Genomic DNA, 13,220 nt, shown 5'->3' on the forward strand with positions numbered 1-13,220 from the left:
ACCGTTCGGCGCGCCTGCGTCAGCTCTCCGAAATCGACCGCGACGCCATCCGGCTTGCGCAAGACCTGCAATTCCCCCGCTGGCTTGAGCAGATCACCGCGACCGGCGGCTGCGCCAACCCGGTCCACCTGACCGGTTCGACCACCATGCGCGACGCCACGACCGGCGAGATCCTGCACCACTACGACACACGAAACGAACCCGGCGAACACCTCCTGGTCCGCTGCCGCAACCGCCGGGCCACTGTCTGTGCCCCCTGCTCCCGCCTCCATGCCGGAGACACGTTCCACCTCGTCCGCGCCGGGCTCATCGGCGGCAAGAACGTCCCGGACGACGTCCGCGAACACCCCCGGCTCTTCGTCACACTCACCGCTCCGTCCTTCGGCCCGGTTCATCGCGCGTCCACCACCGGGGAACGCTGCCGACCGCGACGTCGTGCGGCCCACTGCGCACACGAACGACCGACAGGCTGCGCCTCCGTCCACAACCCCGCTGACCCCTTGGTCGGCCAACCGCTCTGTGCTGACTGCTACGACTACGTGACGCATGTCCTCTGGCATGCCCACGCCGGGGAACTCTGGGACCGTTTCGCTCGTGCCGTCCGTCGACGCCTCGCCGTGACGGCCGGCCTGCCGCAGAGCCACTTTTCCGATCGCGCCCGACTGTCCTTCGCCAAGGTCGCCGAGTATCAGAAGCGCGCGGCAGTTCACGTCCACGCCGTCGTCCGACTCGATGGCCCGGCCGGTCCGATAGACCCACCGCCGGTCTGGGGCACAGCCGCTCGGCTCAGCGCCGCCGTGCAAGCTGCTGCCCGTTCCGTCGTCGTGCGGACGTCCTACAGCCCGGCCGTTGGCGAGCACGGGCTGCGATGGGGCCGAGAGATCGACGTTCGGCCGCTCCGCGCTCGTCCCGAGGACAACGAGCTGAGTGACGACGCCGTGGCTGCGTACGTGGCCAAGTACGTCACCAAAGGGGCGAGCGAAACGGCGGCCGGCGCCGATCGGCGGCTCTCGGCCTGGGGCGACATCGACGCGGTGCCCGCCTCGCCGCATGTCCGGACCCTGATGCGAACCTGCTGGAGGCTTGGCGGCCTGGCCGAGTTCAAGCATCTGCGGCTGCGGTCCTGGGCTCACGCCCTCGGGTTCCGCGGGCACGTCCTCACCAAGTCCCGGGCGTATTCGGCGACGTACGCGGCGCTGCGGGCGGAACGGGCTGCACACGAGGGGCACGACGATGCACCCGGCGCGGTCACGGACGCCTCCTGGCGCTATGTCGGCTCCGGCCATACCCCCGGCGCTGCCCTCATCGCCGCGGGAGTCGCCGACGACTTGGCTCGCAACCGCGAGCACGCCCGGTCGGAGCTGCGGCCCGCTGCGGAAGCAGGCTCCTGATGGAGCCAGATCAGGAACTACGTGAGTGGGCACGGGCGCACGCTCGAAAGGCGCCTCGTTGGTCCGAGCGGAAGTGGCGGCGGGTGAACGTGACACTGGGCCTGGACATTGCAACTCGCCACCGTGCACCGGGTCAGTCGTCCACCCACGACTCTTAGGCCGTGTCCTACATGGTGAGGCGGTCGAGCCGCTTGTAGCAGCAGATGGCGGCGGCGAGTGCGAGAGCTCCGACCTTTCACCAGAGACTGACCACCCACGCTCGCATCAACGACTGCGCCAAGGTGCAGCCGTACGCTCCGCCATCTCAGGGCCCGGGGAAAGGAATGTCAGGTTCGTCCTGGCCGACTCACGCAACATGGACGCGAGCATGCGCCCCATATTCACCAGACCGACCAGGCTGACCCTGGTCAGGGCTTCACGCACTTGGGGGAATTGTCCTGACACCAGCCGCCGGGCGGGTGGCTCATCTCGTAATAGCCTTGAACGAGGCCGACGATCACGGTGATCGAAAACGCAAGGCAGGCGAAGATTCCCACCCAAAAGGCTATTTTCGCGCCCTTGCTTCGACTGAGGGCGGCGAGACGCCATTTCCGCGACTGAGGCGCAGACTGTTCCGAGTCATTCGGATCCCGCGGTTCCCGCGGCTTACCAGTGTGACGGCCAACGTATAGAGGCTTCATACCGTTGTCCTCATCTGCTCTGAACTCCCTTTCACGTCGAAGTCTCGGCCCAATCCAGTGGTGTTGAGGTGAGCGAGATCTGCCTGCTCCAATGACATCTCGAACGGTCCGCCAAATGCCTCCTGAGTTCTGCGATGTTCACTGGGAATTCCCCAGTCGTACCGCTTCTGAACTTCCACGTGGTAAGTGACTTCATTCCCATGCTTCTCACCGACCGTCCGGTACTGGAAGTGATTCAGCCCGTAATACCAGTCCATGCTCTTGTCCCCATCCTTGGGATTCGGCGCGGTCGACTTCCATTCAGTGGTGAAGGGGCCGTCTGGTCGCTTGCTGACGTCATGATCCATGGTCTTGTCGAGGTCTCTTTGAAACTGCGGGATATCCTTCATCATCTGCTGCGGTTGGACCTCGACCGGCTCACCATTGCCGTCTAGGAAGTGCTGGACTAGCCCAGCAGTCGTCTTCCAGCCCCTCATATTAGCCATTGCACCAACATTATTCAGCTGATTGCGCACCATCCGATCCTTCAAGGTGGGCTCGGAGACCTTGTACCTGCGGTCCTCCGTCTCGAAGTTGCCAACCGTACCGAAGATTACCTTCAGGCTAGCGGCTATCCATTCGTCGTTTTCAGTAGCCGTACCGATCACCTTCTTGGCTCTCTCTTCGAGCGAATTAGCGATGATGCGCTTCTCCTCGTCGAGATTTTCCGAGCCTTCAGGCGCAGTAGGGTCATATCCCCCCATACGCTGGATGCTGCCGTCATCATTGATCAGCAGGCCATGGACGAACGCTTCTTCTTGCAGCGCACAAGCTTCTTTTTGCAGGCCCTCGAAGCCTTTGACGCCGCCGCTACCCTTTGAGCCGTCGGCCTCTTCGTCGAGAAATCTACGCAGACTCACCACTTCGGCATCCAGGGCGTCGATTGCCGTCTGTATTCGGTCACAGTAATCCTGTGCCTTGCTGCCGCCCGCCCCCCGCCATTGATCATCATGGAGCTTGCGGACCACATCGTCATGGAAGCCTTCGCGGGCTTCCTTGATTTTTCTATGTACGCGGCCCCATCGGTCTGCGAACGTCTCCAGGCCGGAAACGTCCAATTCGATAATCTGAGTAAAGGTAACCATTGCCCGTCCTGCTCGTTAGCGGTAGATGTTGAAAAACGAGGACTGGACCCGATCCTCATTTTCTTCGTAAGCATCCGCGCTGATCCGGAAGTTATCGGACGCAGTGTCCAGCCGGCCGGTGACCTCTTTCACGAGTGCTTCCCAGCGGCTTTGCATGTCGTCGATACTTTGCGTGAAGGCCCAACCGGAAGCCGCCTTACTCAGGTCGCCGTTGGCATCCATGGCTGCACCCCTGGTCATGCGAATCGTCTCGACTGCGACATCACAGGCATCTGCTCTGCTGCGCAGGAATGACGGATCGACCCCCACGTCAGGATCCTTGCCCCATGGGGCCGGCGGTTGAGGTCTCGGCCCCGGTGAAGGAGAGGGCTCAGGACTTGGGGAAGATCCTGGCGGGGAGGGTGACGGGTTGGGGGCAGGAGTTGGGCCGGGGGAAGGGCCGGGGCTCATGGTGTAGGCCAGCCTCGGGTCAACACGGTCACTCATCGCCATCTCCTCGAGTCGTCGTTCCAGCCCTATCCCCAACAGGCACGGGATTGATACCCCATAGGGCCGCCCTGCTGCGGAACAACTCACTGTAGTATTGGCAAGTTGGCGTGTCAGAGGCGGCTGGGCATCTGCCCGCCGTCGGCCACCGCCTTGTGGCCGAATAGCGGCTTGCGTGCAGCAGCCTGGGACAGACGCCACAGAGAGGGTATGGACGTACACGTCATCTGCCTCCAGCAACTGCACCTTGTAGCAGCCAGCCGACTCACCCAGCTGTACGGCAACCTCCATAAGATCGTGTGTCACTTGGCCGGTTGACTGTTGTACTGGGCATTGGGGGCGGGCGTTGGGGATGGATCGTTTCGGACGGATTGTGGGAGATCGCACGGCCGCTGTAGTCGGCGGCTCGGGTGTGGCCGCACGGCGGTGGAGTCGCGATCATCTATGTACTCGTCAGCGGCTGCGCCTGACGAGCGCTGCCACCGTGTTTCGGGGCGTCGAAGTCGACCGTGTAGCGCGGTTTGTCATCTGGTCCCGCACGAGGGTCTGGGCCCAGCTGCATCAAGGGTTCTCTAACTCCTGGACGAACGCGACCTAGTCGACCTCTCCCGCGCAGTCCTCGACTCCGCCCAGGTCCTCGCAAATGGGGGCGAACTTGCAGGTCCGAGCCCCGTCGACCGGGGTAAGCCCGGTCCCAAGACGCGTGTCCTGTCCCCAACGCGAACGGACTGCCCTTACTCGTCGGACTATCCGCGGCCAACACCCACGACCGTCGGCAACTACCTGGCCTTTCTCCGATTGGCATATGCCCTTTGCCGCTACAAACGACTCCGCAATCTGACCTGAAGGACAGGGCCTAAGCGTCATCTTCAGAACGGAAAAGCGGGGTCAGCCGTGTGTGCACCGGCTTTCGGCGACCGACCGCCGGCGCGACAAGGACAGCGGTGAGTGTCTGCTCGACATAGGCACGCTGCTCCGGAAGCGTCAGATCGTCCCAATCAGCCCGCAAGTCAACCGGCTTGCCCAACGAGGCATGCTGATGCTTGATCCAGCGATTCCGGTCTCGCACCAGACGACGCTCCTGGGCAGTGAATTCCTGAAGCATCGCAAAATATCGCTCCTTGCTGAGGATCCGTTTCCTGCGGGCTTCCTTGGCATCTTCGATGTCCTCACGGACGCGCGTCAGCTCCTCCTCCCCCTCCCAGTCCTTCGGCGCTGCCGCTGCCTGCCGGGCGGCGGCCTCCTCTTCGTACTTGGCGATCACCAGTTCCGTGACCGCCTTCTCGCGTCCGGGCCTGGGATCTTGGTGCCACCACCGCACCCGCCCTGGCCCTTGTCCGGGCATGCGTAGTAGAAGAATCCATCTGGCTTGTTCGCGCTCTTCGGCGCCTTGATTGCCCTATGCGCTGTACCGCAGTCGTCTTTGTCGCACCGGAGAGTGCCAGTGAGCAAGTACTTCCGCGAGTTGTGCCCGCTCCCCGGCGCCATGTTGTCGCCGATCACCTCCATGAGCGCTTTCCACTGCTCCTGGGTGATGATGCGCTCCCACTGCCCTTGTACGGGCTCGCCGTCGTCGCCGTAGACGATTTCCCAACGCTCGTTCTCGCTGCCGGTGTCCGGGTTGAGTGCGCGAACCTTGCGGGAGCGGATCCCGCAGATACGTGGATTCCGCACGACCGCCTTGAGCTTGGTCGTGCTCCAAGTGCTACCCCGCGGCGTGGTCACGCCCTGCTCGTTCCAGCGCACGCAGGAGGCCCGTACCGGGGCGCCCCCAAGAATGCCGAGTGCCGCTGCCCGTAGAAGCTTCGCCTCGGTCGGGTGCAGGGTGCGCTTGTCGTCGTTCCAGCCGAACGGTCGGGCTCCGCCTGTCGGGATCCCTTCGCGCTCCAGAGCCCTGTGCTTGCGGCGCACCCGCCTGGAGGTGTCAGCGGACTGCTTGTTGCTCATCGCCACAACAACTCGCGCCGTGGCACGACCGTTCTCCGTCAGCAGGTCAAGGCTGCCGTTGATGTCGATGATCGGCCGCCTGTGGCGCTCAACCACGTCAATGGCGTCCTCCAGGTGGCGGTTGTCGCGCGTCAGGCGGTCGATGTCGTAGACGATCAATCCGTCGAGGCGCTGCCCATCTGGCGTCCGACCTGACTTCAGGTCCTCCAAGGCTCCTTCGAAGACAGGGCGCACGACCCTGTAGACCGTCCGCCCGTCGGGCAGCCGCACCCGCTTCTTGCGCCAGGCGGACGTGTCCGGCTCGAAGTAGACGTGTACGCACGAGCCACCACGTCGGCTGATGAAGTCGCGGCCGTCGCGTTCCTGTTCCTTGGTGCTCTTGATGTCCCGCCCCGTTATGGGGCCTCGCCGACGTTCGCCCTCGACCGGTTCGGTCATGGGCTCGTCGTCGCTCTCATCGGTGGACAGTCGGACGAGTACCGCCCAATGCTGTCCTTCTAAGTTCCCCCACTGCGCACGAGATACCAAGTCATCGTCGCTCATGGTTCGTAAGGTACATCCAGCAATCCTCCGCCCCGTGGAGGGCACCGACCAGTACCTCGTCTACACCCGGTGGCGGGACGAGGAGTCGTTCCAGGCGTGGATGGAGGGGCCGATGAAGGCCGCGCACCAGAAGGGCAGCGGTGCCGAGGGCGGGGAGCGGCCCAAGCCGGCCGCGTCCGGGTCCACGCTGTGGTCCTTCGAGGTCGTGCAGCAGACCGGGCCGAAGCAGGGCTGAGTGTGAGCGGCGGCGTCACCCGAAACCTGTTGCGCGGGGCCCCGGCCCGGCCGTGACAATGGCGCCATGAGTGACGCCGCCACCCTCCGTCTCCCGTGGGCCGTCTCGGCCGAACCGGTCGGCTCGCCGGATGCCGCGGCGCTGCTGCGCGACTACTACACCGAGGTGGCCGACCGCTACTTCGTGCTCCATGAGGACCGCCGGTCGACGGCGGCGGAGATCGAGGAAGGGCTCGCGGAGTACCCCAGCGCGGATCTCGCACCGCCGGGTGGGGTGCTGCTGGTGGCGCGGCACGGCGAGGACGTGGCGGGCTGTGCCGGGGTGCGGCTGCTGGACGCGCGCACCGCGGAGCTCAAGCAGATGTTCCTACGGGCCGCTTGGCGTGGGCGGGGCGGCGCGGGTGCGCTGCTGCGGGCCGCCGAGACGGCCGCGGTGCGGCTGGGCGCGGAGCGGATGCGGCTCGACACCCGGCGGGATCTGGTGGAGGCCGTCGCGCTCTACCGGCGGCACGGATTCGAGGAGATCGAGCCCTACCACGACGATCCCTATGCGGAGATCTTCTTCGAGAAGCGGCTGGCCGGGGGCCGTTGACGGTCCGGGCAGGATCCGGTCCCATCTCCCCGCCGGCCGGGCTCACTTCGCCAGGTCCGGTGGCTGGGACGCGGGCGGCGGGGTGCGCGGCACCGGTGGCCGGGCGTCGCCGTTGTGCGGCTCCTCCGCGTCCGAACCGCACAGCTCCGCGGTCAGCTCGTGGACGAGTTCGGTGAGATCGGTGGGCCGGTCCCTGGTCCACCAGTCGCCCAGCATCTCCGCGAGTGACTCCTGACGGGCCGCCGCGAGCCGCTCCGCGGCCTCCCGTCCGCGGCCGGTGAGCAGCAGCAACAGCCCCTCGCGGGTGGCGAGTCCGCGTACCTCCATCTGCCGGACGCTCTCGGTGATCACGCCCAGCGGCACGGTGCTGCGTTCGGCGAGCAGTGCCGGTTCCACCGCTCCGCAGCGGTGGATGCGCAGGAGCAGCCAGGCGGCGGCCGGTTTGAGGTCCAGTCCGGCACGCGCGGCGATCTTCTCGTAGATGTGCTTACGGCCTTCCCGGCTGCCGAGGGTGGACAGGGCGCGGGCGACCTCGTCGCGGGAGGACCGCTCGACGGGGTTGGAGGACAGCACCTGGCTGGTGTCGGGCGCGGTGACACTGCTGCGCAGCGGCTCCTCCTTGAGGAACCAGGCCAGGACGAAGGCCACCAGGACGACGGGGACGGCGTAGAGGAAGACATCGGTGATCGAGACGGCGTAGGCGTCCAGGACACCGGTCCGCAGCCCGGCCGGCAGCCGGTCCACGGTCCGTGGGTCCTCGGCGATCCTGGAGGGGGTGACGCCGGGCGGCAGTTGCTGCCCGGCGACGGCGTCCGCGATCCGCGGGCCGAGGTGGCCGGCGAAGATCGTGCCGAAGATGGAGACGCCGAACGAGCCGCCGATGGAGCGGAAGAACGTGGCGCCGGAGGTGGCCACGCCCAGGTCCTGGTAGGGCACCGCGTTCTGCACGATCAGCACCAGCACCTGCATGACCAGGCCGAGTCCGAAGCCGAAGACGAAGAAGCAGGCGCTCATCCCGGCGACACCGCTGCTCGGGTCGAGCTGGTGCAACAGCAACAGGCCGATCGCCACTACACCGGTGCCGGCGATCGGGAAGACCTTGTAGTGGCCGGTGCGGCTGACGATCTGCCCGGAGCCGGTGGAGGCCAGCAGCATGCCGATCACCATCGGCAGCATGTGCACCCCGGATATGGTCGGGCTGATGCCCTGGACGACCTGGAGGAACGTCGGCAGATAGGTCATCGAGCCGAACATCGCGAAGCCGACGACAAAGCCGATGACGGCGGTCAGCGAGAAGGTGCGCAGCCGGAACAGGCGCAGCGGCAGCACGGGTTCGGCGGCCCGCCGCTCGATGCCGAGGAAGACGCCCAGCAGGACGAGGCCGAGGACGCCGCACCCCACGACCTGCCAGGAAGCCCAGGGGTAGGTGACGCCGCCGAACGAGGTCATCAGCACGAAGCAGGCGGCGACCGCGGCGATCACCACGGTGCCCAGGTAGTCGATCCGGTGCCGGGTGCGCGGGCGCGGGATGTGCAGCACGGCGGCGATGACGGCGAGCGCGACGATGCCGACGGGGAGGTTGATGTAGAACACCCAGCGCCAGCTGAGGTGGTCCACGAACAGCCCGCCGAGCAGCGGGCCGAGGACGCTCGCACCGCCGAAGACGGCACCGAACAGGCCCTGGTACTTCCCCCGTTCGCGGGGCGGCACGATATCGCCGACGATCGCCATCGACAGCACGATCAGCCCGCCGCCGCCCAGCCCCTGGAGGGCCCGGAAGGCGATCAGCTCGCCCATGTTCTGCGCGATGCCGCACAGCACCGAGCCGATCAGGAAGATGACGATGGCGGTCTGGAAGAGCTTCTTGCGGCCGTACTGGTCACCGAGCTTGCCCCAGAGGGGCGTCGCGGCCGTCGCGGCCAGAAGGTAGGCCGTGACGACCCAGGAGAGGTGGTTGAGGCCGCCGAGGTCGCTGACGATGGTGGGCAGCGCGGTGGCGACGATGGTCTGGTCGAGCGCCGCGATGAGCAGGCCGAGCAGCAGCGCGCCGATCGCGACGAGGACGGTCCGCGGGGACCGTTCCTCGCCGGGGACGGCCGGAGCGCCGGTGTCCTGCGCCATGAGCGTCAATCCTCCGTTCCGGAGCGTCCCGTGCGGTGCCGGGGACCCCGAGCGGCCGGTGCGATGCCGGGCCGTCCGTTCCGTCCCGGGCCGCCGCCGGCCGCCTTTGCCGTGCTGCCTCTCCTTCGGACTTCTTCCATCCTGGGCGGTTCCACCGAATATGGCCCGCCGAGCGGCGCTCCCGCATCGGGGGTCTCCCGGAGAACACCCGGAGAACACCCGGGGCATGCCGGGCGGATGTCCGCGAGCGCCTGCGCGGACCGGTGCGGCGTCTGGATAATCGCTGCCGGTTCGATGCCTCCAGGGAGGGGAACACCCGTGACGGCACAGACCTGTCCGCACTGCTTCGCCCCCGTACGCGGCCACGGCCGGCCGGCCTGCCTGTGTGCGGCGGCCGGGGCGGACGACTTCGATCCGCTGCGCGTTCGGCCGTACGTGTCACTGCCCGATGGGGAGGGGGACGGGGACCGGGAGGCGGACAGCGGCGACGGTGGGGCGGACGGCACGGCGCTCGGCCGGAGGGACCTGCTGGACGACTTACCCGGGGTGGACGCGGCGGTGCACTACGCCGACGGGCCATCGTCATCAGCCACCGGGCCGTCGTCGTCAGCCACCGGGCCACCTCAGTCCCCTGCGCCGCCACCGCCCCCCGGGCCACCCCTGCCCTCCGGAGCACCGGGCGCCGGGCCCGCCGACCCCCTGATACCCCGTATGCGGCGCCGCCCCGGCGGCCCGGTCTCCCGGACGTGCAGCACTTCGGAGGCGCCGGAGGAGAAGCGGGGAGAGGAGCCGGCCTCCGACAGCTACCCCACCGCCCCGCGCCGGAGACGCGCCCTGCCGGCCGTACTGCTGACCGCCGGGGCCGCCATGGCCGCCACCGCCGTGCTGATCGGCACCGACGCGCTCTCCGACGGCACCCAGACCCGGGCGGCCGCGCCCGACCGCGGCACCGCCTCCCCCGACGCCGCCCTCCCCACCGGCGGCCCGCCCGCACCCAGCGGCGCCACCTCCCCCACGGCGCCTCGCTCCCCGTCACCGGACGCGACCACTCCCGACGCCACCGTGCGGCACTACCGGCCCCCCGCCCCGCGGCCCCCCGCCCCCACCCGGGCCTCCGGCAGCGTCTCGGACTCCCCCGCCACCCACGGGCCCAGCGCCCCGCCCACCGGGCCGATCGTGCTGCGCGAGGGGGCCGGCGGCCCGGAAGTGATGGAGCTACAGGAGCGGCTGCGGCAGCTGGCCGTGTATCCCGGCCCGGAGGACGGCCGCTACGACGCGGACGTACGGGACGCCGTGGCGCGCTATCAGCGGGCCTATGGGGTGGCGGGCGATCCGGACGGCGTCTACGGCGCCCCGACCCGCGCATCCCTGGAGTCCCGGACGCAGGCCCCGTAGCTCTGGCGCGCAGGGCACCGCCCAGTCCGGCGGCACGGCACCGACCAGCCGGTGGCAGGTCACTGACCAGCCCGGCCACAGGTCGCTGACCAGCCCAGTTGTCCCCAGCCGCTGCGTTTTGTATCGTGAAGAAACAAAGTGGTTCCGCCCGCACTCCCTGACCGGCGGGCGGGACCGCTCTGTTCTTCCGTACGTGCGCGATCCGCACCGTCCGTAGTGCCCAGGAGCCCGCCGATGACGGCCACCACCACGCTCACCGCCCGCGCCCTGCTGCTGGACATGGACAGCACGATCGTGAACTCCGAGGCCGTGGTGGAGCGCTGCTGGCGCCGCTGGGCAGTCGAGCAGGGGCTGGACGGGGACGAGATCCTCCAGGTCGTCCACGGCCGGCAGGGCTGGGCCACCATGGCCGCACTGCTCCCGGACCGCCCGATGGAGCTCAACCTGGCGGACAACCGCCGGATGCTGGCCCAGGAGACCGCCGATATGGACGGTGTGGTGCCGGTCGCCGGCGCCCCCGCGTTCATGGCCGCCCTCGCCGCGCTCCCGCACGCCCTGGTGACCTCCGCCGATATCGCGCTCTCCGACGCCCGGATGGGCGCGGCCGGGCTGCCGATGCCGGACGTGCGGATCACCGCGGAGAGCGTGAGCGCCAGCAAGCCCGACCCGGAGGGCTTCCTCAAGGGCGCCGCCGAGCTGGGGTTCGCCCCCGAGGACTGCCTGGTGTTCGAGGACTCCGAGGCGGGCATCGAGGCGGGCCGGGCGGCCGGTATGCGGGTGGTCGGCGTCGGCGACCGGGCCGCCGCGTTCGGACCCACCGTGCAGATACCCGACCTCACCCACGTCCGCGTCGAGGCGTCGGCGGACGGCGTGATCTCGGTGCATATCGACGGCTGAGCGCCGGGCGGCCAGGGCCTCCGGAGGCCGGCCCCCGCCCAGGGACAGCGCCGCGCACACCGGGCCGGCCGCGGCGAAACCTCTCCTCTACACCCGCCCACCCCCCGAAGGGGGGTGGGCGGCGGGGAAAAAACTCAGCCCGTGATCGCCTCGTACAGACTGAAGCCCGCCAGCAGCAGCATCACGGCCGCCGCGATCTTGGTGATGAGCGTGAGCGGCACATACTTCATCAGCGTGCGGCCGCCCAGGATGCCCAGGCCCGCCACCGCCCACAGCGCCAGGACGGCGCCGACGCCGACCGAGAGCGGGTCGTCGTAACGGGCCGCGAGGTTGGCGGTCATGATCTGGGTCAGATCACCGAACTCGGCGACCAGGATCATCATGAAGCCCGCCCCGGAGACCTTCCAGAAGCTCTGGTCGGCGGGCTGCTTCACCTCTTCCTCGTCGTCGCCCTTGCGGAACAGCAGCACCGCGGCGCCCGCGAGGAAGAGGACACCGACCACGCCCTGCACCACGCGGTGCGGGAGCAGGGTCAGCACGCTGCCCGCGGCGATGGCCAGGGCGACATGCACCAGGAAGGCCGCGGCGACTCCGGCGAAGACATAGGAGGCGCGGTAGCGGGTGCCGAGCATCAGGCCGGCGAGGGCGGTCTTGTCGGGAAGTTCGGCGAGGAAGACGACGCCGAAGACGACGGCGGCGATGGTGAAGCTGAACACGGGGTGGGATACCTCGATCGGTCGGGCCGCACCAAAGAGCCCGGGAAAGGGGTCGCTTCGGCACGGCAGCGTCGAACACTGCGGCCGAAGGTCTCGCTGGCGCGATACGGCTGCGTATCGCGCTCCGGGCGCCGGCCCACCCCAAGGGGCGGGCAGTATGTCGACGGTCCGGCAGAGAGCTACTCCCCTTCTGCTGGCGTCAAGGGTACGCGGTGCAGCCTTCCGCGCGCGACCAGCTCCAGCGCCACCGCACAGGCCGTCGCCTGCACCGCCAGCAGCGCCACCAGCACGAACAGCTGCACCGCACCGGCCTGCACGGGCGAGGCCCCGCCCAGCAGCATGCCGACGAACGCACCGGGGAGTGTGACCAACCCCACCGTCCGGGTCTGGTCGAGCCCCGGCAGCAGCGCGTCCGACGCGGCCGGGCGGGCGACCTCCATCCGTGCGTCGCGGTCGAGCAGCCCCAGCGCGAGGCCCGCCTCGAACTCACCGCGCCGGGTCTCCAGCTCGTCCAGCGCCCGCCGCCCGGCCAGGACGGTGGCGGTCAGCGCGCCGCCGATCAGGATGCCGGTGACGGGGATCAGGGTGAGTCCGCGCGGCGGCACCAGGCCGGTGAGCAGCAGCAGACCGACGACCGGTACGACCCCGACCGCGATCGGCAGCGCGGCCCACCACCAGCTGCGGTTGCGGGTGATCCGGCGCCCCGCGGTCCGTGCCGCGACCGCGAACATCAGCAGGAGGAATCCCAGCAGCCGGGGCAGGGCGTGCACCACCCAGCCGATGAGGTAGGAGACGGCGGCGAGTTGGGCGGCGGCGCGCAGTCCGGCGACGGCGATCGCCCGGGTGTGGCCGAGGCGGGCCAGCGCGGCGACGGCCACGGCGGCGATCAGCAGGACGGCGAGGACGATCCCGAGAGTGACGTTGACCGGCAGCAGCACGCGCTCACTGTAGGGGCGCCGGGGGCGCGTGGACGCCGGGGGCGACACAACCGGAGCGCCGTTGTGCATTTATGGCGCCCCGTCAGCCCTTGAACTGACGTGGGCATGTCGTCACCCTGTTACCTGGTGCACGTCTCACGGAAACCCCACAGCGAC

At 68.6% G+C, this 13,220-nt stretch carries 11 protein-coding genes and 2 pseudogenes; 6 read left to right on the forward strand and 7 right to left on the reverse strand.

What is annotated here, in order from left to right; all coding sequences use genetic code 11:
* Positions 1–14 precede the first annotated feature (14 nt).
* On the forward strand, positions 15–1,391 hold the full coding sequence (locus tag CP981_RS11910; RefSeq protein WP_085928421.1) for a replication initiator: 1,377 nt from the start codon (positions 15–17) through the stop codon (positions 1,389–1,391).
* A 676-nt stretch (positions 1,392–2,067) separates the two neighbouring features.
* On the opposite strand, the gene CP981_RS11915 is transcribed toward CP981_RS11910, so the two are convergent.
* Positions 2,068–3,195 (reverse strand): hypothetical protein, encoded by a 1,128-nt coding sequence (locus tag CP981_RS11915; protein WP_085928422.1) that lies wholly within the window; start codon positions 3,193–3,195, stop codon positions 2,068–2,070.
* 15 nt (positions 3,196–3,210) lie between these two features.
* Positions 3,211–3,504, reverse strand: a complete 294-nt coding sequence (locus tag CP981_RS11920) for a type VII secretion target (RefSeq protein WP_158092709.1) — start codon at positions 3,502–3,504, stop codon at positions 3,211–3,213.
* Between the two features lie 509 nt (positions 3,505–4,013).
* On the opposite strand from CP981_RS11920, the pseudogene CP981_RS38545 reads away from it, so the two are divergent.
* A pseudogene (locus CP981_RS38545) lies at positions 4,014–4,481 on the forward strand (transposase); the annotation flags it as partial.
* Between the two features lie 56 nt (positions 4,482–4,537).
* On the opposite strand, the gene CP981_RS38550 reads toward CP981_RS38545, so the two are convergent.
* Both CP981_RS38550 and CP981_RS11925 read right to left on the reverse strand, forming a co-directional pair.
* Positions 4,538–4,945 (reverse strand): hypothetical protein, encoded by a 408-nt coding sequence (locus CP981_RS38550; protein WP_244329628.1) that lies wholly within the window; start codon positions 4,943–4,945, stop codon positions 4,538–4,540.
* Complete coding sequence (locus CP981_RS11925) at positions 4,942–6,171, reverse strand: recombinase family protein (RefSeq protein WP_244329629.1); 1,230 nt, start codon at positions 6,169–6,171, stop codon at positions 4,942–4,944. Before CP981_RS11925 ends, CP981_RS38550 begins: the two co-directional genes overlap by 4 nt.
* Positions 6,172–6,193: 22 nt before the next feature.
* Here CP981_RS11925 and CP981_RS11930 point away from each other — a divergent pair.
* Together CP981_RS11930 and CP981_RS11935 are read left to right on the forward strand one after the other, a co-directional pair.
* A pseudogene (locus CP981_RS11930) lies at positions 6,194–6,406 on the forward strand (antibiotic biosynthesis monooxygenase family protein); the annotation flags it as partial.
* 66 nt (positions 6,407–6,472) lie between these two features.
* Positions 6,473–6,997: a GNAT family N-acetyltransferase gene (locus CP981_RS11935; protein WP_085928424.1), complete on the forward strand. Its 525-nt coding sequence runs from the start codon at positions 6,473–6,475 to the stop codon at positions 6,995–6,997.
* Between the two features lie 42 nt (positions 6,998–7,039).
* Here the strand turns inward: CP981_RS11935 and CP981_RS11940 are convergent, their stop codons facing one another.
* Positions 7,040–9,118 carry an MDR family MFS transporter gene (locus CP981_RS11940; protein ID WP_085928425.1) on the reverse strand — a complete coding sequence of 693 codons (2,079 nt, stop codon included), beginning with the start codon at positions 9,116–9,118 and terminating at the stop codon, positions 7,040–7,042.
* A gap of 318 nt (positions 9,119–9,436) precedes the next feature.
* On the opposite strand from CP981_RS11940, the gene CP981_RS39145 reads away from it, so the two are divergent.
* The gene (locus CP981_RS39145) at positions 9,437–10,513 is read left to right on the forward strand and encodes a peptidoglycan-binding domain-containing protein (protein WP_280116704.1); all 1,077 of its coding nucleotides are present in this window, start codon (positions 9,437–9,439) and stop codon (positions 10,511–10,513) included.
* A gap of 234 nt (positions 10,514–10,747) precedes the next feature.
* Entirely contained in the window at positions 10,748–11,410 is a 663-nt protein-coding gene (locus CP981_RS11950; RefSeq protein WP_085928511.1) for an HAD-IA family hydrolase, read from the forward strand.
* Positions 11,411–11,544: 134 nt separating this feature from the next.
* Here CP981_RS11950 and CP981_RS11955 read toward each other — a convergent pair whose 3' ends face one another.
* Together CP981_RS11955 and CP981_RS11960 are read right to left on the reverse strand one after the other, a co-directional pair.
* Entirely contained in the window at positions 11,545–12,126 is a 582-nt protein-coding gene (locus CP981_RS11955; protein WP_085928510.1) for a TMEM165/GDT1 family protein, read from the reverse strand.
* A gap of 179 nt (positions 12,127–12,305) precedes the next feature.
* Entirely contained in the window at positions 12,306–13,064 is a 759-nt protein-coding gene (locus CP981_RS11960) for an ABC transporter permease (RefSeq protein ID WP_085928509.1), read from the reverse strand.
* Positions 13,065–13,220 lie beyond the last annotated feature (156 nt).

Source organism: Streptomyces platensis (assembly GCF_008704855.1).
Classification (GTDB): Bacteria; Actinomycetota; Actinomycetes; order Streptomycetales; family Streptomycetaceae; genus Streptomyces; species Streptomyces platensis.